Source organism: Bacillus sp. AFS031507, assembly GCF_002584635.1.
Lineage (GTDB): Bacteria > Bacillota > Bacilli > Bacillales > Cytobacillaceae > Neobacillus.
In genome coordinates this window covers 1-23013 of record NZ_NUOW01000025.1, presented here as the reverse complement: position 1 = coordinate 23013, position 23013 = coordinate 1, and the positions used below count along the sequence as shown (strand labels likewise).

Sequence of the window (23013 nt, the reverse complement as noted above, 5' to 3'; positions counted from 1 at the left end):
TTTATAACATGAGAACCCTCCCTGTGGAGTTTTACTGTACACTATTTTTGTGGCTTCCCCTTCATGCATGTGACCATCACACCGTTTTCTCCGCACATCACTATCCATTTTCCATCATCGAAACAAGAGTCTCTTTGAGTAGAGTAGCTCAGCCAATAGGCATGCACATCATTATTGTTACCACTCATTTTATTCACAAAGAGTTAAACCGTCCCTAGCTGTCAGAATATTATCAACAAAATCTTACATAAAACTTTTTCCTTTTAATTTCAATCAATTTTACTGTATGTTGGTTTTTTGTAATGGTCTGTCCCTCTTCTTGCATAAAGATATACAAAGGGGGGATTTTTATTTTATATCCAAATAAACTTATTAGAATTACTGTTGCTTATGTTTTTATTACCTCAGCACTTATGAAATTAATGGGTACCGAAATAGCGAATCATTTTCTTGGATTAGGACTTCCCTATCCCCACATGATGTTAAAGATTATCATTTTAATAGAAATGGTTTGCGGAATTCTACTATTGGTTAATAAAGCTGTTAAAAATGCAGTGGTACCATTAATTGGTATTATGATCGCAGCCATTCTATTAACAAAGGTTCCTTTACTGCACACGGGCTTCCTTCCATTCGCATTTGGTGCTCGTTTAGACATTGTACTGTTAGTTTTGCTAGTTTATCTATACAAGGCCAAATAAGATTTCCCTGTTTTTTGGGGTGCAGTTCAAAACGTTTGTAAGGATTTAATTTAGCTAATCGGTACTTCAGAAGTCTAGTGAACAAAAAAAGGATAGAAAAGGAATCACGTATTCCCGCTTCCTACCCCTTTAAAAATAATTCCATTTTCTACTTCATTACTTAACTAATTTTAAGAAGTTTTACTCTCTTCATACGGGATTGGTACCTGGGACGGTTCCTTCAATTTTCTTTTCATCATTACATAATAGAGTACTGATGGAACCACCAATCCTAATATCCAGGCTATATCGGCTCCCCCCATTGCTTTCGCACCAGGTCCTACATAGAACGAGGTGTTCATAAATGGAACTTCGGCGATAATTGAAACGAGGAACGATATAGCAGTAATTTTGTTTACTTTTCCGTACTTTCCATTTAAATCAAAAATATCTTTAATACTATACTCCCCGTGACGCAGGACGTAAAAATCAATGAGGTTAATGGCTGTCCATGGAATTAAAAAGTAACTAATAAATAAGATAAAGTTGATAAAATTGGACAAGAAATTTCCCTGACCCCAAATAGCCAGTAAAGTTCCAACTGTTCCTATTCCAAAGATAAAGAACATTCTTACTTTTGGAGTTACTTTTATTTTTGAAAAAGGCTCAACAGTAGATATGGTTGACATAAAGGCGCCATATAAATTAAAAACATTGATGGAAAACTGACCTAGGATGATCACAGCAATTAAAACAAACGAAAAACTTCCAAACTGATTAGCGAGATTCGTGCCGGAATTACTTAGGAAATTTGGAATGGCCGTTGTCAATAAGACTCCTAAAACCATCATCCAAACAGTGCCTAAAACAGTCCCTGCATACGTATACCAAAACGTTTTTGAGTAATTCGTATCAATTGGCAAATACCTTGAGTAGTCAGCGACATATGGTGCAAAAGAGATCTGCCAGGTTGCTACCACACTAACACTTAACATAAAGATTGGTAGATTGAACTCAGCTGGAGACCAGCTTCCAGACGGAACAGGTAATTGGAAGACAATAAACGTAGCAGCTATGAAAACAAGAAAGAAAACCCATGTCAAATACTTTTGCATCTTATGAATAAGATCATGGCCAATCATTGTCACGATAAAGGTGATGATATTCAGAACAATGATACTCAAAGTTAAGTTAAGGTCTAAGGCACTGCTCAATACTTGTGCACCTAACAAACCACTGCTTGCAAAAAAACCTAAGTACATGAAAATAACTAGAATTAAGGGAATCACGGCCCCAATCACACCAAATTGTGCACGGCTTTGAATCATTTGGGGGATCCCGAGTTTAGGTCCTTGAGCAGAATGTGAAGCCATAAAAATGGCTCCTATTAAATTACCAACGATAATAGCTACAACACTCCAAAAAAGATTTAAGCCAAAAGTGACACATAATGATCCTGTTACAAGTGTGGTAATGTGCATATTTGCAGCAAACCAAACTGCAAACAATCCTCTTGGTTTTCCATGACGTTCATTAGCTGGAATATACTCAATACTTCTTGTCTCAATTTTCATAGATCTGCCCCCTGAAATATATTATTTGGTGACTTATCTTAGGAGTGAACTTCTTCTTTATTCAACTTGCGTTCATCTATGTTTTCTTTTTCCTTTAAAACAAAGCTGAGTAAATCCAATGCCAGCCGTGCACCTACTTGACCGGTCATTCCAGCTGGGTCATATGGCGGTGCTACTTCGACCAAATCAAAGCCAATCACTTTTCCTCTTTTAGCTATTCCTTCAAGCAATTCATTTACTTCATCGTAAATAAATCCTCCTGGTGAAGGGGTACCTGTTCCGGGTGCTACTGAAGGATCCAAACCATCAATATCTAGGGTAATATAGTATTTTTCTCCTTCTGGAAGTAGTTCTATCACCCTTTCAATTCCCATTTTCCTAATTTGGCGCGGTGATAATATAACACTTCCATATTCTCGTGCTGCATCCACATCTTCTTTCAAACTGCTGGAAATTCCTCGAATTCCAAATTGGAAAATTTTCTGAACATGGTCCATTTCAGATAAACGGCGGATACAGCTTCCATGCCCATATCTTTGCCCGGAACGATGATCTGCCCAATCCAAATGTGCATCGATTTGAATAACATGAAAAGGCCCTAACTCTTCTAAAGCTTTACCAACTGGAATGGTAATGGAATGATCTCCGCCTAATACAACCGGCATGGCTCCTTTTGAAACAATCTTTCTAATGGCTTCTTCTGTGTTTTCATGGCATTGCATCATATCTCCATGAACCATGTCCACATCGCCGCAATCTACTACTTTCCATCTTGGCCCCAAATACGTAATATCTTTTTCAATATCGTAAGCTCCATTTAATCCAAAACTGTAAAGTGTAGATCCTTCACGAATCCCCCTTGGACCCATTCTTGCTCCCGATTTCCATTGAGTACCCATATCATTTGGAACTCCAATAACGGCTACATCCGCATCTAGTTGATTAATATCTGAACAAACAGGATATTTTCCAAAAGTGCAGATACCAGTAAAAGGTAAATTCAAAAATTGCTTTTCATCTTGATTTGACATAAAATAGCCTCCTTTAAGTTTCTATTCTTAAAGATTGCAATTTTCATGCCAACTAATAAAGACAGCGTTTAAGAGAACGTTATAGTCAAAAACGACTACCTTTGCTCAACATATTTTAGTATTTTCCGATTGGCAGTAGATTGGCTGATTCCCAATATTTCTGCAAGTTTAATGCTACTGGGATATTTATGATACATTCGCACAATATACTCCTTTTCAAGTGTTTCTATATAATCGTTTAAGGGAATTTCTTTCGTTGACGGGGAGAAGGAATCCTTTTTAGTTTCCTCTTCTCCCCAATCAAGGTCTATTTCGTTCCCACTAGATGTGATCATCTTCTTTTCAATATAGTTTCGTAATTCTCTGACATTTCCCGGCCAATTTTGCTGGCTTAGCCAAGCAGCCATTGTTGGGGAAAAATATGTATTCAATTGATATTTACGATTCAATTGTTCTGTAATCTCGTAAATTAATGGAATGATTTCTTCCTTTCGTTCCCTTAGCGGTGGAATCTCTACTTTTACGACATTGATTCGGTAATAGAGATCTTCTCTAAATTTCCTTTCTTTGATCATCTTTTCTAAGTTTTGATTTGTAGCACAAATAATTCTGCAATTCACCTCAATTTTTTTTGTTCCACCAATTCTCATTAGGGTTTGGTTTTGCAAAACCGACAATAATTTTACCTGAAGATTCAATGGCAGTTCACCAATTTCATCTAGAAAAAGAGTTCCCTTTCCTGCTATTTCAAAGTAACCCTTCTTACCCCCTTTTTTAGACCCGGTAAAAGCTCCCTCCTCGTACCCGAAAAGCTCTGATTCAAATAAAGATTCAGGTATTGCACCACAGTTTACATCAATGAAGGGTTCAGCCATTCTTGATGACATTTGATGAATTTTATAAGCAATATGGTTTTTACCAACCCCCGACTCACCCTCGAGTAATACAGTAACGTTTATATCTGCTACCTTTGACACAACTTCAAATACTTTTTCCATTTTTCCATTACTTATAAAGAATTGTTGAGTCGCCTGTTTTCGTAATTTTTCATTTTCTTCTTGAAATTTTAGTAATGCTTTTGCTACCTGCTCATTTTCTTTTCTTAAGGACTCAAATTCGGTTATATCCCTTGAAAAACTCGTAGCACCTATTAATATTCCTGATTGATCATAAACCGGATATCCGGAAATGATTAGTTTTCTATTATGATTTGTTTCTTGAATTAGCGTTACTTCCTTGTTAGTTCTTAACACGCTTGCAATGACAGATGGAGAAAAAAGTCCTTGTTTTTCAAGTTCGAAAATATTATGATTAACGATTTGCTCACACGGAATACCAAAGACTGTTTCAGTAGATTGACTTGCATATAAAACCATTCCCGTTGCATCCGCAATAAAGATTTCATCAAAAGAATGTTCTAAAATATGGTTTAAAAGTATCGAATCATCCCAGCTTTTATTCATTTTCATCACCTAGTCATTTTTGATTTAATCATAATCAAAAATGACTAATAATTCAAACTATTTTAAATTTTTTTTATTCCATTTATGTCATACAAAGGGGGAATTTATATTTTACATTCAGATATTTCGCTGGATAAGTGGTAAATATAAAAACAAGAGAAATACAAACTGGTGTAGTTTTGCAAAGAAAGGATTAACGAAAATGATTATAATGGAAAGAGAACAAAGCTATTTTATGGTAACTCAGAATGATCACGCCAAAATTGCAGGGGAAATCGCCCGAAACTGTAAAGATGATTATTTTTTTGATCATACACGAACCCAAGAAGTGCAACTGGCGATCCAAGAACATGACAGAGGCTGGATAGAACTGGATACGTCTCCTGTATGGAATGATAAAACGGAGATGCCTTATTCTTTTATCGACTACCCGATAGTGCTTAAAATTTCTTTTTATAAAAAGGGATTAAATGAAGTTGAAAAAATGAGCAAGTATGCTGGACTTTTATGCAGTTTACACTATTCATCATTCATCCAGGATGCTACAGAGCCCGTAGTCAGGGAATTTTGGAATGAAGAAAAGCAAAGACAGGAGCAACTTTTAAAGGGATTGCAAATGGTGGGAAACGAGAAAAAGAATGAAACTTTAATGTACCACTTAGATCTGTTAAAATTTTGTGATTATCTTTCCCTGTATATTTGTTTAAATGAACCTGGAGATAATAAAAGGATACATACCTTTTTTCGAAATGGATTTCCACAGTTATTTCCTTTTGTTACGGACAAACCCATCAATGCTCATTGGAAAAACCAAGAAACGGTTTCGCTCTCCTTCTCCCCTCTGAAAGGTGAATTAGAAGTAAAACTGCCTTATAGGGCTGTAAGAAAAGACCAAATAGAGGAACATGGCATCTTACGGGCATACAAGGATACTCCTGTTACTATAAGGAAGATAGCGTTTAATTAGGAGAAACCTGTGGAAAGCATTTTCCGAAAAAATGCAATCCACCGGTATATTGTTTTTCTAGGATCTGCGTTTAGGTTTAAAGGTTTTACAACAGGTTTCGGCTGAATATAATCAGTACATTCTATTTAACCAAGAACGTCTCTCCTACTTCATCAAATGCGTGCTTATAGTCAAACGCAAAAGGAGTGGGTCCATGCTGAATATAATAGTTGTATCTCTTGAATGCCTCCTCCCAGGATACATCCTTCACCTTCTCCGTCCACCACACCACATATGTAGGTTGTTTCTCTTGATGAGTTTCAATCCACTTGTTCCTGTCTCGTATGGCTTGCATGTGTTGACCTGAATACGTAAAACGATATAAAGATTGAAGGCTTTTCCATACAGTTAGTGTAAGAATAGGAACACCCTCTCCTTGGATAACTTCCTCAGGGAATGGCACTCCATTAGGTGAAAACTCCTCAATAAGATGCCCTGATTTAGCAGCCTGGCGAATCACTTCGTATCCCGCCTCAAAAAACTCACGAGAGGCAGGATGCTCATACGGATGTTTTAGTCTACCGACAGTATAGATCGCAACAAAAGCCATAATTATCTCTCCTTTTACACTTTTTACCTACATATATTCAAGAAACTCTAGACTAATTCCTGTTGAACAAACTTACCATCATTCGTTGTTTTCCAGGATGAGAATTAATCATTTGATTTAAAAAATAAGCAGTGGATAACTGATGAAAATAAATGGGGAATTGCTAATCCTAATAAGAAAAGAAAGGTTTCTGCAAAAATCTTCGAAACTCGAGCGGTGACCGGCACTCACTCAATAATTTTATATATACGGGCTCCAATTTCATCTCTAAGTATATTATAAAGGGTGTTAGCCTAATTACTCTCCATACAATTGAAAGGTAGTGTTTGAATGTATAATAACGCAATCCCTAATCTTATGAATTACTCTAATGCTATTCCCCAGGCTCCAATGTCTTACGGCTATGCGACTCCTTTTCATGGCCATTGTGTTAATGTTCGTGGGTGGGGAAGTTTTATCATTATCATCGTGTTGTTTATTTTATTAATCATTATCGGTGCAATTGCTTTCTGCCATTAATTAGGGCAGACCTAATTAAAAGTTCTTCAAAAAAACATAAAGATCTTGTCGAGTTAGATGACAAAAGCCAGGGACATGGTACGATCCCATGTCCCTTTTATGTAAGCAAAGCTTCTATGTTTTACCTATAAAAACGACTCATTCCTCTTGAATTGGTTATACAACTCTTGGTCGGTCCATTTCATTTTCTTCTGAAAGGCTATACAAAATGAAGCTAGAATGAAGGGGCCCTCGGAATTTGACTGAAAGTGGATACCTCTTGAATAAAGGTCGTCCAATTTGGTAGTAACTGCATCATATTCCTTTCTATAAATGCGATTCGCTTCAGTTATCAATTCCATTGATATCTCGGCCAATCTGGGGTTATTTAACAAACGACTGTCTTTCACTCCGATATCATATGCGCAGGTAAATAGAAGGGAAATATCTTTATCAGTTAAAACTTTCAATGATCCAAAAACCTCTTTGACTTCCCTTTCTAACTCCCGAATTAGCTTAAATTCTTTTTTTCTAGGAGCTAACTCTTTTACAATGCTTGCATAATACCAATGTTGTTGGAGCTTCCCATGGTTGAAACGCTCCCATACCTTTTCACCTATCATTTCGAGATCGGCCTTGATAGTTGTCAAGTTATGTAATTTATCCGCTGTGATCACTTGGATTTCTTCTTAATTTGCATCTTTTAACATATCAATTGTATGCTGTTTTCTTTGGCTCCAAGGCAAGCTTTTATCATGTTCTGATGCAACACGGACCAAATTAGCTATTTGAACCCCAAAATGTTCAGTCAATTCCTCAAATGTGGTAGATGTATCCTCAATTGTGTCATGAAGAATACCTGCAGCAACTACTGCATCTGTACACTTTGCTTCCTGCAAAAGCATTCCGACTGCAAACGGATGTGTAATATAGGGAATATCGGTCGATTTCCTATACTGATTTTTGTGTGCTTTTGCTGCAAAACTAATCGCTTTTTGAATGACGCTCATTTTTACAAAATCCCCCCATCTGATAAATAATTTCATAACCTTCAGCTATTTAATCTTTAATAAGATGATTAATCCCCCATTCATTAAAAACACTAAACTTTAATATAATCCAAGAACTCCATGACAGTCCTGCTTCTTTCCACTAGTTTATCAATCGACACCTTTAATTTTTCAACAAAGTAGGTATGATCTAATCCTGGAGTAAGTTCGATTAGACTTACTTTATGATCAGGGTATACTTTGCTCCCAGACGTTCCATAACGGTTGGGATAGATGGCCCATACTTCTTGAACAGGGCTCAATGTGCTTACTAAGGGGTGCTGCCATCCCCAAATAAATAGGGAGAATGGAGATGAACCCCGTAACTAACCAGCTGCCGCATGACCTCGTTTTGTTGGTTATTCATAAGATTGACTTTTTTACATTAAAGAATTATTTTAATGCAATTTTTTAAAAAGTGTCACTAGTATTTATCCAATTACATACTTGTATTGATGTAAAATCCAATAGTTTTAGTAAATCTAATTCTCTCAAAATATTGTTTCCAAATTCCTCACCTCCCCCTTTCATTTATGCTTAAATCATTTAATTGTATGGCCAGAAACCCCTTGTTCTTATTCTCGTATACCTGAAATCAGCGAATTTTTACTGTTATTGTTGTGAAAAGATGAAATCCTTATTAAACAAAGCCCCCGTTTTATATAAATACTCCTTTTAAATTATGTTATTTCAACTCCCTCAATCCCCAATTTCTGCATAGATTTGGGGGCTTTTCTTCCGCTTGTCTGCATAGAATGTAGACAAGCGGAAGTGATCTCTCAATGAAAATAGTTAACCTGGAGGGAATAACCTAATGCAATTTATTGAAGATGTTAAAGACGTGAAATTTAGCTTTTTGGAAAAACCGCCGGCGTCGTCTATGACTTATGCCTTTGTTTATGTTAATAATCACAACGAATACTATGCAGTTAAAAATGGAGAGCGTTTGTCACGTAGTGAATTCCGGATTGGCAAATATAAAAGGGTTTATACAGTCAATATGCAGCAGCAAACCATCACCTACAAGGAGGAAGTCCCTTCGGCAACAAGAGGTAGAAGGTTTTCTGTCAATTTATTTATCGATATTGCCGTTGAACACCCTGAACGGTTAGTTCAACAAAATGCAGGAGAAATTGGCAACATTTTTAACAATAATCTGCCCTTCTGGGTGGAGTCGGAAGCAAGATTTTTTCCTATTGAAGAGGATCTGAGTTTTGCCCGGCATATTGAAGATTTTTTTCAAACCTCGCGATTGGTCAAGGTGTTAAGAGATGTTGGTATTGTTGTTCGAAATGTTCGTGTTTTGATCCGGCAAGGTATTCGGGACCAGCGCCATGATGAGGAGATTGCCGATTTAGACCGAAACGCAGAACTATCCGCCTATCAAGAGGCTCTGGACTTGGAGGAGGCGCGCCGGATTTCGGCAACGATTAAAGAAGCCCTTCAAGCAGGAGATTTTATCGCTGCAGGGAAGCTTGGAGAAAAGAATGAAATGGCAAAGCGGTTAGTGGAATCGGAGTTTAGCCAAAACCAAGCCTTCAAATTTGAGGTAAACAAACAACTTTTAAACTTGATCCACGATCACTCTATTGACCAGTTTGAGGCAGAACAAAGATTGGCCAAGCTAAAAATACTATTCCCGTATCTCCCGGTCCATCTGGAAAACATCAATAGAAAAAAACAGATTGCTGGTCCAAGGAGAGAACTTTCATCCTATTTAAATAAAGGAGATTAGCGATTGTGGAATCCATTTTAAATCAGCTGTTTTGGTTCTGGTCACTTATTTCAGTCCTTCCGGAATGGTTGCGTATTTTTTTGGCTCTCTTTGTGTTCCTGCAGCTCGCAAGGCTGATATTGTTGTACATTGTTCCTCCCATCTTAAACTTTTTGTGCCGTTTGTTGAAAAAAATGCTTTATCTCATTTCTTACCCAATCATGGCACTTTTTTGCAAGATGCAAAGGAGCCGGAGAGAAGCAGGAAAAGCGGGCATATCTGTTTGGATTGATATCATTGAAGAAATGTTTGCCTTGTTCGAAAGTTTTTTCAACAAAATCATTCAGCTTTTCATGAAACGGAAAAGGAATAAGACCAGGATTAAAAGAGGGACCTTCTATTCTGCCACAGCTTTAGTGATTTTGCTAACTGCAGCAATCATGAACAATCCAAATGAGTGGTATACAGAAAAATGGAAGAAAGCTGAGGTATGGTTAAAACAAGAACATGTGCACATACAAGCATCCGAGGCTTCCCCTGATCAAAAAGAATTAATTTTAAATAAGAAATATGAAGAAGGCGGAAATATTCGTGAAGCTCCCACACTAACCGCGCCCCGTCTATACACTATTACAAATGGAGAAATAATGCAGTTTTTAAATGAAGAACGAGAAGATTCCAAAGGAATTAAGTGGCTAAAAGTTCAAACCGCAAACGGGATCGAAGGCTGGATTTCAGCCTTGATTGTCAGGGAAAAATATTAAATTGAGAGGGATATTTACCATCTTAGTGTCGCAATGAATGCAACAAATTCCGTGATTTTAGGATCCTTTTTCCAGTTCATAGTACAACCTAAATAAGGAGAGTGGACTCCAATGGGTATAGTCCCCTCTCCTTATTTAAAGGTCCCTATGTCCTAATTGGTGTCAATTCATATAGCGATATTCTCTCAGACTATTCAAAATGATAATGAAGGTGCCTGTCACCACCCGAAAGATGTCGAGGAAAATACAACAAATTGCGGGTAGTGACAGGCACAAGTATCTATTGCTATTATAAATATTGTCATGTGGATTATTTATATTGGGATAAGTGTAAAAACTATTTTAGAAATTTCTCGGACAAAATCATATCGAAATGTCCATGGAATTCTTCTTCTTACTACTGTTAGCACACAATCGATAGTCCTTTTACTTAACACTGTTTTCAAAGAATTTCCGGACATCTTTAACCTATCCTTACTAATCATAGGGTTTTGTTCTTATCTTGTTTGTGTTTTCTTTATTTTATATAGATACATAAAAAATTCTTGGTCAATTGAAATGGATTGGAACAATACGAACTGCATTTTACATGGCGCTTTATCTATTTCCGGGATTGCCTGTTTAGTCACAGGCATCATTAGTATTGATACCATAAGATTGATATGGAGAGCAGCCCTTATTATTTTCATTACGGTTGAGTCTATTGAAATCTACAGGCTTTTTAAATGGATTAAACACTACGGCATTAAAAAAGCTATCTTTATTTATGATGTCACGCAGTGGAGTAGAGTTTTTACTTTTGCAATGTTTTATACTTTAACAACCCTTATCCATACCCATTTATTTATTGGATCCATTGTGATTGACACGATCTTAAACGTAGGCGTATGGATAGTCATAATTCTTCTAATGTTTGAACTAATGCTTTGTTTTAGTGATCTCATAAAAGATATTAAACAATCAACCAGTCAAATTGGTAAAGAAAACGAAGTAAGCTCTCCAATTTGATTGGGGAGCTTTTTTATTTTTGAATATTTATTTTTGGCTGCCAATAAAGCATGTGTCTGCCAGCCAAGTTTCGAAACTTGGTTTTAATATTACTAATTTCACTTAATTCGTCTATAGTAAGTCTTGTAAGCGCATCTTTTAATGTAAAAGAAATAAAAATATCACTCCAGATTTTTAATTCCTGTCTCTGCATGTTTTCTGAGCCATTTCTTTCATACCTTCTAAAGCACCTTGTAATTGATGAGAAGTTTTATATCCATTTTGCTATTACTCAAGATGATCACTCAAAAATCTTTGAGAGAATCATGCCTGAATATATTCTTTTCAATATTGAATCTTCGTAGGGTTGGCCGTATCGGTAATAATATAATACCCTTTCCCTTGCTGTTTCAATTGTTCAAATATAGCTAGACTTTTTATAGAGTTCATTTTTTACCTCAGAATTTTAAAGAATCGATATCAACTTCCCATAAATCTCCTTCCAGGAATCATCCAAATTTACTGTCATTACTTCCATAGTAATTCGATCATTTTCCATGAAAAGGTTTCATCAAAATTCACACCCTTAAAAGGGTAAATAAATATTCCTCTCAAACTCATTTCTTGTGGCTGATGCATTAAATAGGTAAATAATTGATATAAATTATGACTATGAAGGGATGCCTTCCCAAAGATTTCTTGAAAGATATTCTTATAAAACATAGCGTCGATTATAACCAAGTATCATTTAGTTCGGCTTCGAATACTGTTTCTACTTTAACAAAACGATGTAAACTGATTGATTTTAATATGCTATTCATATCCTGATTTAACAAGATATTGGTTGAATATTGATCATTCTAGCACACTACGACTGGCTTTCTAGCCACGAGGTAAGGCATCGAATCATTCATCAAATTCAGCCGCCAAGCTGACTGGTGGTTTCGGTTAAGGTAATATAATCTTCCATTCCTTTTAGTGTTAAGGCTTTTACTTCTTTTAAAAACTTGTTGTGCATGTACTCTTGGTAATGATCATGTTTATTATGACCGCTCTAATGGCTAGTTCGTCCTTCCTGTTATTCTACTAAATTTGACAAAATGATGCCGAAAAAAAATGCCAGAACATCCCTAAAAGGAGTATGTTCTGACATTTCAACTGAAAAAATATTTAGCTTTATAGATTTGTAACAACTTATAAATAAATTTAAGAACCAAAGTGGTCCTCTACCCTGTCAAGGTTTGCATAACTTCTCAGAACTGCACGCAGGTCTCAAGCAGTTTTGAAGACTGTGCTCCCTAATTGCAAATTTATTACTGTCTACTAAAACAGTGAAATTCCCCGCCAAATCAGCTTCAGGTGAGTTTTGAAAAGAATAAATCATTAGTATTTTTCTAATTTAATCACTAGTATAAATGTCTAATCCACTAGTTTTAGTATACCGCATATTTTCTTAGTTTGCCTTCCGTAACTACTATAGAAATCTAAAAATTTCTCTTAATTCAAGTTTGTCAAAAATGCCTTAAGGAAAATAGGGATTCCCGGGAACCGGACACATCTACAATGAGTCTCCCGACCAAAAAGCAACAATATTCATATTTATTTTGGATGAGAGGTAAAATCCGTACAGGACAACAAAAGATGAATTCCTCATTCCGAAGAAGTGATAATTTCACACGAACTCAGAAAGAAATATCGGACTCAATTTCCCTTAACACAAGATTTTTTCCACTCCAGTGTTTAGCTTTATTCTCCGCTTCACCATATCTTTTCGTGGATTATTATAGCGTTCCTCAATGTCTTCAAATATTTTGATGCCGTGATAGAAAGCGTTGATTCCCGTCTTCGATGGCTGGACGACCCCGGCATTTAATTTCGCAAATTCAATCGATTCTCCGCTTGTTAAATCTAACTCCCGTAAAATTCGCTGATGTAATAAGGATGCCCAGCATTCGTTTTACTAAGGCGGTTATAATAAATCAAGCTAACCTCTAGTTTGTTTTGCAAAAATTTGGGCTCGTCTTGTAATAGGGATGGATAGCAATCATTCATTTCTTTGGTAACAACACGGTTAAGACTGAATTATAAATCAATATATGTAGGAATCGGCCAAAAAGCTTAGATTAAAAGCCGATAGAGCAATATTATTCGCTTGAATTTTATTAAAGATTCCGCTTATTTGTGCATATCAAATGTAAAAAACCCTATTTGAAATAATAAAGACCGAATTTTAAATAAATTTATGTCTGAATCGGTCGAAAGGAGTGAATAAAAAGGAGCTTGAGCAATAATATTGGTTTGAATTTTATTTAGAATTCCCCCTTTATTAGACAGATTACGTGTTCAAAGTTACTTTTTTAAAAAAATATTTAGTTGTCAATTTATTAGTCATAATTTAGTATTTGAATTGTGAAAATTGGAAAAAATCTAATAAATTTTTAATGATGAAAAATTCACATCCAATGAAAATAACGTCAATTTTTCATAGAATCTCTTTGTCACTAAACAAGGTCAGTGTGAAAGATGAAATCACATGAAGAAATCTAGTATTAGTAGATTGATATTACCAGTCTGTACTTACAGGTTGATTAATATAAAAAAAATAGGAGGTTGACAAATGAGAAAAAAGGTAACAAAACAAATTACAGCATTAACTCTCATCTTTACCGTAATCCTGTCTCTATTTAGTAGTTTGGCTTCTGCCTCACCTGTAAGGTCAGTAAAGGAAACAAAGGAACCGCCCTCAAAGGAGATCGTAAAACTTACTCCAAGTGAATCGACAGTCTCGTTCTCTCTTTCTAAAGGCACACATGAATTAAAGGCTGAAGCAGCGTATAAGGATGGATCCAAAGCGGATGTTACAACAGAAGGAAAATGGAATTCATTAGATGAGAAAGTTGTAACAGTTGCTAGTGGAGTACTAACAGCTGCGAAAGCAGGCACTACACATGTACAATTCAGTCTTGGTAATGCAGTGTTAAACGTTGAAGTAAATGTTACTCAAGATGCGCGTGTTTCAAGTCAAAAGCTAAATCCTTCAGAAGGGAAAAAAATTGTATCGCTCGTTTTAGCGGCGAATCAAATTACCTACATAAATGAAGGGGAAAAGCGTCCTATCGCATTGAAAGCGCTTTATAGCGATGGCTCGATGGAAGACGTAACTAAATTAGCTACATGGGAATCAAGAGATCCGTCGATTGCAAAGGTTGAAGGTGGCGTATTAAAAGGGATATCTCCAGGTGATGTTTCATTGAAAGTAACCTACTCAACTTTTCCACAAATAAATTTCTTTGCTTCGATAAGAGATATTCCTGAAAATGTAACGGGGCTGTACCTGTCGGCTGACATGTTGAGGTTAGAAACCTCTGATAAGTCGGTTCAAGTAAGTGCCATTACAAAGAACCCCATGTTGGGGAATAAAGAGGTTACTTCTTTAGGAAGTTGGACAACGACAGATCGAAATGTAGCTACGGTAAGTAAAGATGGTCAAATAACCCCAGTTGGAATCGGCCAAGCATATATTTATTTTAAATATGATAAGTTGGTTGGTGCTGTACTTGTTAATGTTGTTAAGCCTACAAAGCTTATAACTGATGAACCTACAGTTGAACTAATGCCAGGACAAAATTGGCCTGTTAATTTAACCGAAGTATTCACTAATGGAATATCAGAAGGTGGTATGACTTTAGTTGAAAATGTAAATCCTAATGATGTCAAATGGACAGTCGAAGATAACAGCATTGCAACGGTTACTGATTCAGGATATATCATTGGAGGTAAGACAGGTAAAACGTTTGTGACAGCTTCCTATCGTTCAGATGTTCTTCCTCCAGTTAAAATTGAGGTTACTGTCACCAATAAGCTTACAACTCCTAGAGTTATTGGTTTGACAGCTTCTCAACCAAACCTCTCTTTAGGAATAGGTGAAGAAACGCCTATTACAATAAATGCGATTTATAGTGATGGGAGCACGGAGGATGTAACAGGTTCCGTTGAATTGTACTCCGACAATTTCCACGTAGCTTCAGTTTCACGAAAATATGGTGGTGAATCAAAAGTTATTGGTCAATTAAGTGGCACAACTGTCTTGCATGCTATCTATAATGATTTTCGTTACTTTGTAGATATCCCGGTGGCAGTCACGGATAAAGACGGTCAGAAGCAGGCTCCAAACCCTGAATCAATTTCTGTTACACCAGATATGAAAAATATGGTAGTAAATCAACAGCAGCAATTAGAGGTAAAAACGACCTATTCAGACAGATCAAATTCGACTTCATATGCGGTATATAAATCATCTAATCCGGATGTTGTTAAAGTAAATAAAGATGGCCTACTTACAGCTGTAGGCACTGGTACAACAATTATTACCGTAGATAGCTCTGGATACTCAAAGCAGATTTCAATTGTCGTTTCAAATGAACCTTCTAAAGATTTTGCAAATAAAATTGTTGATCTGATTCCTAGTGAAAATGATATCACCTTTAGTTTATCTGAGCACACGCATTCGTTCTCTGTTAAAGCAAAATATAAGGATGGTTCAACTGCTGACGTTACATCAGACTCAAGATTCACAACATTAGACCCGGACAAAGTTACAGTTAAGAATGGGGTCCTTACAGCAGTAGCAGCAGGAACAACGCAGGTACTTATCGATTACGGAACAAGCACAAAAATCTTGAATGTTTCAATTCTTTCTGGGAATGATGCGTTAATAAAAGATTTAAAAATTGAGTCCTTGCTTGCTTCCTCATTGGATGTTGTTGTTCAAAAAGATAAGCTTTATCCAGTACATGTTTTTGCTCAATACAATGATGGAACTCAAAGAGAAATAACGAATTCAATTCAATGGACAACAGATGAACCTACAGTTGTGAGTGTTAAAGACGGGAAATTTATTGGAATGAATACTGGAAAAACGACGGTTAGTGCAACAATTGCAGGTTTCTCTTCTATTAAAATTCCAGTAAAAGTACAAGATCAAGCTGGACCATTAAATTTAGTAGGAATTGTTAGCGCGGGGATGATAATACAGCCTGAAGCAGGAAATATAGTAGAAGCGATAACTAATAATAGCAATGGGATGATATTACACCCTGAAGAAGGAACTATTGATGCGAACGCGTTTGCTGAATATACAGATCATAATATCGTTCAGGTTGATACAGAAGGGAAATGGGAATCTTCCGACGAAAGTGTAGCAACTGTTGACCAGAACGGAGTCATTACATGGGTCGGCCCTGGTGAAGCATACATCTGGTTCAATTATTATGGTTTGAGAGATGCTATTTGGGTAAGAAACACTAAACCTGTAGATTTATATTGGGCTGAAAACAATAAATGGACAACTAGAAATGTAATGTTAGAACCTAATAAGTCCACTGACATCTCAATTAATGGCTTCTTTGGTCATCATGGCAGAGATGGAAATTGTGATTGTTATAATCTTACTAGCAAAGCAAAATTGACGGTGGCGGACGAATCGGTTGCAACGATTTCTGCTGATGGACATATCATCGCTCACTCTGTAGGAAAAACGACAATAACTGCTACTGTTTTTGGAATGTCAAAGACAATTGATGTTGAAGTTGTAGCAAAGTATCCTACATTTATTAGGGGGATAAGTTCTTCGCCGGGTTATATCGTAAATTCAGCAGGCTCAACAAATGAAGTAGTCATAAATGCTATGTCCAGCGATGGAACGATAAAAGACGTTACAGCTGATGTCAAATGGAATAGTTCTAATTCGGAAGTAGCTGAAGTGACCGCTGATCATAAGATCCTAACGAAGTCTGAAGGAGCCGCTGTTATCATTGCGGAATATGGTGGATTTAAAATCATTATTCCTGTTATCGTTAAACCTAATTAAATAATGTCCATTTAGAATGATTGATGATGGGATGAATTCGCCGCAATATTCAATATGAAAAGCCAGTACTTTGTGGCCATTCCCCCCAAAAAGTTGAGAAGTAAAAAAAACGGGAGCCGTTTCTATCGAAATGGCTCCCGTTTTTTTAGTTTCATACTTTATATTGTTCACTAATACCCTATCACACTATTAAAAAAGACAGACCCGACAGTCTATCTCTTCGACTTTATAAAACTAGAAAGTATGAGCAAGGTCTTTAGCACGGGCAATAGCATTTTCTTTTATTTCCTGTTCTTTATCTGGCATTGCATTATGTCCTTCTACAAATAGCCCTTCGAAAGCCGGAATTCCAAAGAAACTCATCATGATACTTAAATAACGATGTCCCATTTCCAATTGAGCTGCAGGACCTTCAGAATAAACTCCACCGCGTGCTTGAATGTGCAATGCTTTTTTATCTGTTAGTAGTCCAATAGGTCCTTTTTCAGTATATTTGAATGTTTTCCCGGCCACTGAAACCGAATCAAGATAAGCCTTCATAACAGGAGGGAATGAAAAGTTCCAAAATGGTGTAACAAAAATATATTTATCTGCGGCCACAAATTGGTCACTTAACTCGCCTAAACGGCTAACTTTTGCTTTTTCTTCATCATTAAGTGTTTCAAATGCTTGTCCAGATTGGAGCTTTCCCCATCCGCTAAATACATCGGTATCGATATGCGGGATGTTTTCTTTAAACAAGTCAATATGAACGATTTCATCATTTGGATTAACTTCCTGATAGGTATCAATAAATGCTTTCCCAACCGCCATACTATACGATTGTGTTTCATTGAGTGGATGTGCTGTAATGTACAATACTTTTGCCATATCTTTTTACCATTCCTTTGTGTAATTTGAACATTTTATTTTGAATTAAAAATGAAAGAAATATCAATGAATTTTATAAGTCTCGATTTCTACTATTTTTAATTCGAGACAATTGTATAAAATAATTTGATGATTGTCAAAAAAATAGTATGCTTTAATTTTTTCCTCCTTTGGGTAACATAAACAGCCATTACTATTCAACAGTCAAGGGCTAGTCCAAAGTGCAAATCAGAGTATTATGCTTTATAGAACTATAGAATTCATTTAAGATTTTTATTTAATCGGTATCATTCAATCCGATTCATCTGCTTGGTTTTCGGGAATCACTATAAACAGGAAATTTGGTGGTAAACTGTTTCTAATTGCTTGAATAAAAAATTCAATTGCTCTTTCAGATTCAAATTTGATATCACCTATGACTTTATTTTCAATTTCAAGTTCTTTTCCTTTATGATCAAATATTTTCACTCTAAATTTCATAAATTGAACATCCTTATTATTTAACCATTTTATTTGATCCATATTATTTTTGCGTCTATCGTTTTATTTCATGACGTTGTTCAATACGTTTTTCAATTCTTTCTAATTCCTCGTTATTGTTAAGAAGTTCTTTTTTGATTTCCTGTACTAATTTTTGAAATGACTTTTTATGCATGTGATTCGTTTTACGCATGATAGTTCCTCCAGATGTATGTGTTTTGTTTTATTAAATGATCCGAAAACAATAGTCTCAATTTGTATTTTTGTTGGAATTCATTTTATATTGATACAGTGATTGCAGGGAGTGAATTCCACCGGTATTTAACAGCACATTAAACCTAATTTTGTGGGGAAACCGGCGCCCTAAATACTGTTGCGATACCCTGTCCACCAGCCATGCAAAGGGTAGCAAGCCCCCACTTCGCCTTTCTTTTCAACATGGAGTGTATTAGTGTCACACTAATTCTAGCCCCACTGTTTCCAATCGGGTGTCCTAATGCAATGGCTCCGCCATTTACATTAGTTTTATTCATTGCTAAACCCAGTTCTTTTATGACAGCTAACGATTGAGCAGCAAATGCTTCATTAAGTTCAATTAAATCTAAATCCTCAATTTGTATATTTGCCATGCTTAACGCTTTATTTGTTGCCTCAACAGGCCCAATTCCCATCCGATCTGGCTTTACCCCTGAAACTCCAAGTCCTACAACTTCTACTAAAGGCTCTAATTGATATCGATCCACCATTTCACCGGAAACCAGTAATAACATAGAGGCACCGTCGTTTAATCCAGATGAGTTCCCCGCTGTGACTGTTCCGTCCTTCTTAAACACAGGTTTTAAAGCCGCTAATTTTTCTAAATCTGTTTTCCTTGGATGTTCATCATTAGAAAAAATAATTGATTCTCCCTTTTTTTGTGGAACTTTTACAGGAACAATCTCGTTCTGGAAATCGCCATTTTCAATGGCATTAAGTGCCTTTTGCTGACTTTCATATGCAAATAAATCTTGCTCCTCACGGGAGATCGAATAATCTTCAGCCAGATTTTCTGCTGTCATTCCCATTACAAGCTTTCCGTACTTCTCTACAGGCTGGGAACCCGGTTGACTTTCCTTATTCGGATCGAGAATTTCACTGTTTCCTGAAAGAAAGCCATAACGTCCATTTCGAATATAATAAGGGGCATTGCTCATGCTTTCTACCCCCCCTACAATATAGGCATGACCTAGACCAGCTCGAATTGCCAAGAAAGCATTATGAATAGACTGCATACCCGATCCACATTGGCGATTTACGGTGTACCCTGGAATTGACTCCGGCAGGTCTGCCTTTAAAAGAGCCACTCTAGCAATATTGGCTTGGTCTTGGCTCTGTTTTGCCTGACCAATAATCACTTCATCGATCACTTCTTCAGGCAGCAGATTCTTGTCTTTTAAATTATGAAATAAAGGAAGTAATAAATCATCCGGCTGTATACCCTTTAGTGCTCCACCTAATTTTCCTACTGCTGTTCGTTGTGCACTTACTACATAAACTCTATTATTCATGTTGTCCTCCATGATTTACTGACATAACTTTAAAGTCTGCATCCGTCTTTTCTTGTACTTCTTCCAAACTGACACCAGGCATTAATTCTTTTAGTACTAACTGATCATGTTGAAATTCAAAAACAGCTAATTCGGTAATAATCATATCAACTTTGCGAATGGAGGTAATCGGGTATGTGCATTTTTTAACTATTTTGGATTCTCCATTTTTGGAAGTATGATTCGTCGTAACAATAATCTTTTTCGCTCCGCTTAAAAGATCCATTGCCCCTCCAACTCCCATGATATTTTTCCCCGGTATAGCCCAGTTAGCGATATACCCCTGTTCATCAACCTGCAGTGCTCCCAATATGGCAACATCAACATGTCCCCCGCGGATCATGGCAAAAGAGTCTGCACTATTAAAATATGAAGCACCCATTCCCTCACTAATTGGCAGCTTTCCCGCATTGACTAGGTTTGGATCAAAATCTTCTTCACTATTCAACTCTTGAACCCCAAGCATTCCATTTTCTGTATGGAAATAAACGAACTCTGAATCCACATATTTTGCAATGAGTGTGGGAATTCCGATTCCTAAATTAATGACTGAATGAGGTTCCAGTTCAGCTGCAGCACGTTTTGCTATTAACTCTTGAATTTCATTATTTGAAAGCATATTTTGGTACAACTCCTTCCTTAGTTAAAATCAGATGGCTTTCTACAATGGCGTCTACAAATAAATGTGGGGTGACAATTTCCTCGGGTGAAACCTCTCCTTCCTCAACAATCTCATCTACCTCTGCAATGACGAAGTCAGCTGCGGTGGCCATTAACGGATTAAAATTGCGAGCCGTTTTGTAATACACTAAATTCCCGAGAGTATCTGCCTTTGCTGCTTTAATCAGTGAAACATTTGCTCGCAGCGGCTCTTCGAATACATACAATTCTCCCTTAATTTCGCGTACTTCCTTACCTTCTGCCAATTGAGTCCCAACACTTGTTTTTGTATAATAGCCGCCAATACCGGCTCCTCCAGCTCTTATCGATTCAGACATCGTTCCCTGAGGCATAAGCTGAATTTCAAGTTTACCTTGATTAAACTGATCTCCCACTTCCCTGTTACTAGTAAAATACGAACCAATAGCTTTTCTAATTTTTCCTTGTCGTAATAAAATGCCTAAGCCCTTTCCCGGTTCACCTAGATTGTTACTAATGACGGTCAATTGATTCACATCATGCCGTGTCAACTCGTAAATTAAACTTAATGGAGCACCAACTAAACCAAATCCTCCCACCATAATGGTGTCACCTGATTTAACCTTTGCAATAATTTCTTCCGCTCTTTTTACTTTTTGCATTAATATCACTCCCAGTTTATTTATACAAAGCAAAAAGCCCAGCCAATCCAAAGGAAATAAGCATTTAGCTTTTTCCTTTGGAAAGACTGGGCTATCTTAAATATAATGAAAACGGTGAGTTTTCAACATTAAGACTTCATCTTTCCATCATCTTAATCAGCAATTGATTAAGAATTTTGATTTATAAAATATATCGTTGGTCTAATTATACTACTTTAATAATAACTTTCAAGAAGAAAAAGTATTTTTAAATATCTTTCCTTGATAATTGCTTGATGATGGTGTTCATAACAATCACCAGAGCACGTGCAGTTGTTGGATGGTTTAAAATTGTTCCCGTACGTATCCATGCATCGTTCGAACTTCTACCCCACCTGTAAATTTTAGAGAAATTAACAGGATTGCGCCACATGCTACTAGCTTGATCGGCATGTGACGAGACCCCTTTTTTTAACTTTACTCTTTGTTGTTTAAATCTCATACGAACTGTGGGTATAGAGCCGAGACTCCACCAGCCAGACCTTTCTGAACCTTTCGGCTCAACTCGTCGGCAAGAATTTCATAGCTGTCAGCCTGGATTCCGTCGATAGCGATCTTTGCTACGTCAGCAGTATTCAACTTAGGGGCGGTGATGTGGGCAATCAAGTCCGTGTCCATGTACCCGACATGAAGTCCCGCTACACGTACCTTCTGGTCAGCCAGTTCTAAACGAAGTGCGTTGGTGAGAGCCCACTCGGCCGCCTTCGCGGCAGAATATGCTGTTGAATTCACACTACTGATCCAGGACAACACCGAAAGAATGTTTAGAATAGTACCGCCCCCGTTCGAGGCGATCTTCGGCGCGAAGGCGCGAACCATCGAAAGAGTTCCGAAAAAGTGCGTATCAAATTCGCTGTGGATGTCATCCAAACTACCATTGATAAGGGAGGCGCCTGTCAACACTCCAGCATTGTTTATCAGCAGAGTCATGTCTCCCGCTACCTCTGCTGCCGCTGCCACAGAGTTAGGATCGGTGATATCGATTTGCAATGGTTTAGCTCCCGGTAGTTGGATGCTATCAGGGTTGCGCGCCCCCGCATAAACAGTAGCACCGCGAGAGATGAGTTCAAGAGCAAGTTGTCGACCGAGTCCTCGGTTTGCGCCAGTGACGAGCGCGGTTTGTTGTGAAATATCCATAATAAGCATTCTCCTTTGTTATCCTTGATATTGTGGTATTGTTGACTTAAACCAGCTTTTTTAATGCATCTTCAGTAAAGGGGACAAGTTCGTCTGTTCGTCCGTCGCGTATATTGGTCACCCAAGCAGGATCAGCCAGTAATGCTCGGCCAATTGCTTCAAGAACAATCATTCTCAAAATATCAAAAAAAGAAAGCTTAATCCGAGACAGACAGAGTCATGTCGATAATGTTTTCCAGTTTTTGTTTGTCATCGGTAGTTTTCGCTAATACGCGTAATCCCACTAACGAATTATCGATTGACTAGCCAAATTGTGTAAACAAAATGCAAAGATAACGATTTAAGACTCCCAATTTGATCAAGCTTGCTTTTGTGCCGTAAAATCTCGGTTGACTACCTTTTTATTATTTAAGAA

General features: G+C 37.0%; 21 protein-coding genes and 2 pseudogenes. 7 read left to right on the top strand and 16 right to left on the bottom strand.

Features of this window, described 5'->3' with window-relative positions:
* Positions 1–323: 323 nt before the first annotated feature.
* Positions 324–701: a DoxX family protein gene (locus COE25_RS21505; protein WP_306572861.1), complete on the top strand. Its 378-nt coding sequence runs from the start codon at positions 324–326 to the stop codon at positions 699–701.
* Between the two features lie 170 nt (positions 702–871).
* On the opposite strand, the gene COE25_RS21500 is transcribed toward COE25_RS21505, so the two are convergent.
* The 3 genes from COE25_RS21500 to COE25_RS21490 form a co-directional block, all read right to left on the bottom strand.
* On the bottom strand, positions 872–2254 hold the full coding sequence (locus COE25_RS21500) for a purine-cytosine permease family protein (protein ID WP_098934071.1): 1383 nt from the start codon (positions 2252–2254) through the stop codon (positions 872–874).
* Between the two features lie 38 nt (positions 2255–2292).
* Positions 2293–3285: an agmatinase gene (gene speB / locus COE25_RS21495; protein WP_098934070.1), complete on the bottom strand. Its 993-nt coding sequence runs from the start codon at positions 3283–3285 to the stop codon at positions 2293–2295.
* Positions 3286–3380: 95 nt separating this feature from the next.
* On the bottom strand, positions 3381–4748 hold the full coding sequence (locus COE25_RS21490) for a sigma-54 interaction domain-containing protein (protein WP_098934069.1): 1368 nt from the start codon (positions 4746–4748) through the stop codon (positions 3381–3383).
* 202 nt (positions 4749–4950) lie between these two features.
* On the opposite strand from COE25_RS21490, the gene COE25_RS21485 reads away from it, so the two are divergent.
* Entirely contained in the window at positions 4951–5715 is a 765-nt protein-coding gene (locus COE25_RS21485; RefSeq protein ID WP_180247564.1) for a DUF3891 family protein, read from the top strand.
* Between the two features lie 121 nt (positions 5716–5836).
* Here the strand turns inward: COE25_RS21485 and COE25_RS21480 are convergent, their stop codons facing one another.
* Positions 5837–6304, bottom strand: coding sequence for a DUF3291 domain-containing protein (locus COE25_RS21480; RefSeq protein ID WP_098934067.1), 468 nt, complete (start codon positions 6302–6304; stop codon positions 5837–5839).
* Between the two features lie 390 nt (positions 6305–6694).
* Here COE25_RS21480 and COE25_RS21475 point away from each other — a divergent pair, with 390 nt between their 5' ends.
* Positions 6695–6823, top strand: a complete 129-nt coding sequence (locus COE25_RS21475) for a YjcZ family sporulation protein (protein ID WP_142354497.1) — start codon at positions 6695–6697, stop codon at positions 6821–6823.
* Between the two features lie 125 nt (positions 6824–6948).
* Here COE25_RS21475 and COE25_RS31770 read toward each other — a convergent pair whose 3' ends face one another.
* From COE25_RS31770 to COE25_RS21465, 3 genes are all read right to left on the bottom strand, one after another.
* A complete protein-coding gene (locus tag COE25_RS31770) occupies positions 6949–7479 on the bottom strand; it encodes a hypothetical protein (protein WP_257208919.1) in 531 nt (176 codons plus the stop codon).
* 12 nt (positions 7480–7491) lie between these two features.
* Positions 7492–7812 carry an HD domain-containing protein gene (locus COE25_RS31765; RefSeq protein ID WP_257208918.1) on the bottom strand — a complete coding sequence of 107 codons (321 nt, stop codon included), beginning with the start codon at positions 7810–7812 and terminating at the stop codon, positions 7492–7494.
* A gap of 92 nt (positions 7813–7904) precedes the next feature.
* Entirely contained in the window at positions 7905–8114 is a 210-nt protein-coding gene (locus COE25_RS21465; protein WP_098934065.1) for a hypothetical protein, read from the bottom strand.
* Positions 8115–8665: 551 nt separating this feature from the next.
* Here COE25_RS21465 and COE25_RS21460 point away from each other — a divergent pair.
* The 3 genes from COE25_RS21460 to COE25_RS21450 all read left to right on the top strand — a co-directional run bounded on the left by COE25_RS21460 (position 8666) and on the right by COE25_RS21450 (position 11337).
* Positions 8666–9586, top strand: a complete 921-nt coding sequence (locus tag COE25_RS21460; protein WP_098934064.1) for a hypothetical protein — start codon at positions 8666–8668, stop codon at positions 9584–9586.
* Positions 9587–9591: 5 nt separating this feature from the next.
* Complete coding sequence (locus COE25_RS21455; RefSeq protein ID WP_098934063.1) at positions 9592–10329, top strand: SH3 domain-containing protein; 738 nt, start codon at positions 9592–9594, stop codon at positions 10327–10329.
* Between the two features lie 558 nt (positions 10330–10887).
* Positions 10888–11337: a hypothetical protein gene (locus COE25_RS21450; RefSeq protein WP_098934062.1), complete on the top strand. Its 450-nt coding sequence runs from the start codon at positions 10888–10890 to the stop codon at positions 11335–11337.
* 1664 nt (positions 11338–13001) lie between these two features.
* Here the strand turns inward: COE25_RS21450 and COE25_RS21435 are convergent.
* A pseudogene (locus tag COE25_RS21435) lies at positions 13002–13273 on the bottom strand (SpoVR family protein); the annotation flags it as partial.
* Between the two features lie 660 nt (positions 13274–13933).
* Between COE25_RS21435 and COE25_RS21430 the strand changes: the two are divergent.
* Positions 13934–17185, top strand: coding sequence for an Ig-like domain-containing protein (locus COE25_RS21430; RefSeq protein ID WP_098934059.1), 3252 nt, complete (start codon positions 13934–13936; stop codon positions 17183–17185).
* Between the two features lie 234 nt (positions 17186–17419).
* Here the strand turns inward: COE25_RS21430 and COE25_RS21425 are convergent, their stop codons facing one another.
* The 8 genes and pseudogenes from COE25_RS21425 to COE25_RS31760 form a co-directional block, all read right to left on the bottom strand.
* Entirely contained in the window at positions 17420–18055 is a 636-nt protein-coding gene (locus COE25_RS21425) for an FMN-dependent NADH-azoreductase (protein WP_098934058.1), read from the bottom strand.
* 291 nt (positions 18056–18346) lie between these two features.
* Positions 18347–18535: a hypothetical protein gene (locus COE25_RS21420; protein WP_026565324.1), complete on the bottom strand. Its 189-nt coding sequence runs from the start codon at positions 18533–18535 to the stop codon at positions 18347–18349.
* A 55-nt stretch (positions 18536–18590) separates the two neighbouring features.
* Complete coding sequence (locus COE25_RS21415) at positions 18591–18728, bottom strand: FbpB family small basic protein (RefSeq protein WP_081825434.1); 138 nt, start codon at positions 18726–18728, stop codon at positions 18591–18593.
* A gap of 145 nt (positions 18729–18873) precedes the next feature.
* On the bottom strand, positions 18874–20082 hold the full coding sequence (locus tag COE25_RS21410) for a thiolase family protein (protein ID WP_098934057.1): 1209 nt from the start codon (positions 20080–20082) through the stop codon (positions 18874–18876).
* Entirely contained in the window at positions 20075–20740 is a 666-nt protein-coding gene (locus COE25_RS21405; RefSeq protein WP_098934056.1) for a 3-oxoacid CoA-transferase subunit B, read from the bottom strand. Before COE25_RS21405 ends, COE25_RS21410 begins: the two co-directional genes overlap by 8 nt.
* On the bottom strand, positions 20727–21422 hold the full coding sequence (locus COE25_RS21400) for a CoA transferase subunit A (RefSeq protein ID WP_098934055.1): 696 nt from the start codon (positions 21420–21422) through the stop codon (positions 20727–20729). Before COE25_RS21400 ends, COE25_RS21405 begins: the two co-directional genes overlap by 14 nt.
* Before the next feature lie 477 nt (positions 21423–21899).
* On the bottom strand, positions 21900–22598 hold the full coding sequence (locus COE25_RS21390; protein WP_098934053.1) for an SDR family oxidoreductase: 699 nt from the start codon (positions 22596–22598) through the stop codon (positions 21900–21902).
* A gap of 46 nt (positions 22599–22644) precedes the next feature.
* Positions 22645–22755: pseudogene (locus tag COE25_RS31760) on the bottom strand (12-oxophytodienoate reductase); the annotation flags it as partial.
* Between the last annotated feature and the right edge of the window lie 258 nt (positions 22756–23013).

What these genes read in the sequence shown, in the direction of transcription:
- speB (WP_098934070.1), bottom strand. Translation starts at nt 3,285, where the DNA reads ATGTCAAATCAAGATGAAAAGCAATTTTTGAATTTACCTTTTACTGGT.
- COE25_RS21430 (WP_098934059.1), top strand. Translation starts at nt 13,934, where the DNA reads ATGAGAAAAAAGGTAACAAAACAAATTACAGCATTAACTCTCATCTTT.
- COE25_RS21415 (WP_081825434.1), bottom strand. Translation starts at nt 18,728, where the DNA reads ATGCGTAAAACGAATCACATGCATAAAAAGTCATTTCAAAAATTAGTA.
- COE25_RS21490 (WP_098934069.1), bottom strand. Translation starts at nt 4,748, where the DNA reads ATGAATAAAAGCTGGGATGATTCGATACTTTTAAACCATATTTTAGAA.
- COE25_RS21400 (WP_098934055.1), bottom strand. Translation starts at nt 21,422, where the DNA reads ATGCAAAAAGTAAAAAGAGCGGAAGAAATTATTGCAAAGGTTAAATCA.
- COE25_RS21425 (WP_098934058.1), bottom strand. Translation starts at nt 18,055, where the DNA reads ATGGCAAAAGTATTGTACATTACAGCACATCCACTCAATGAAACACAA.
- COE25_RS21460 (WP_098934064.1), top strand. Translation starts at nt 8,666, where the DNA reads ATGCAATTTATTGAAGATGTTAAAGACGTGAAATTTAGCTTTTTGGAA.
- COE25_RS31765 (WP_257208918.1), bottom strand. Translation starts at nt 7,812, where the DNA reads ATGAGCGTCATTCAAAAAGCGATTAGTTTTGCAGCAAAAGCACACAAA.
- COE25_RS21475 (WP_142354497.1), top strand. Translation starts at nt 6,695, where the DNA reads ATGTCTTACGGCTATGCGACTCCTTTTCATGGCCATTGTGTTAATGTT.
- COE25_RS21485 (WP_180247564.1), top strand. Translation starts at nt 4,951, where the DNA reads ATGATTATAATGGAAAGAGAACAAAGCTATTTTATGGTAACTCAGAAT.
- COE25_RS21480 (WP_098934067.1), bottom strand. Translation starts at nt 6,304, where the DNA reads ATGGCTTTTGTTGCGATCTATACTGTCGGTAGACTAAAACATCCGTAT.
- COE25_RS21450 (WP_098934062.1), top strand. Translation starts at nt 10,888, where the DNA reads ATGGATTGGAACAATACGAACTGCATTTTACATGGCGCTTTATCTATT.
- COE25_RS21500 (WP_098934071.1), bottom strand. Translation starts at nt 2,254, where the DNA reads ATGAAAATTGAGACAAGAAGTATTGAGTATATTCCAGCTAATGAACGT.
- COE25_RS21420 (WP_026565324.1), bottom strand. Translation starts at nt 18,535, where the DNA reads ATGAAATTTAGAGTGAAAATATTTGATCATAAAGGAAAAGAACTTGAA.
- COE25_RS21405 (WP_098934056.1), bottom strand. Translation starts at nt 20,740, where the DNA reads ATGCTTTCAAATAATGAAATTCAAGAGTTAATAGCAAAACGTGCTGCA.
- COE25_RS21390 (WP_098934053.1), bottom strand. Translation starts at nt 22,598, where the DNA reads ATGGATATTTCACAACAAACCGCGCTCGTCACTGGCGCAAACCGAGGA.
- COE25_RS21410 (WP_098934057.1), bottom strand. Translation starts at nt 20,082, where the DNA reads ATGAATAATAGAGTTTATGTAGTAAGTGCACAACGAACAGCAGTAGGA.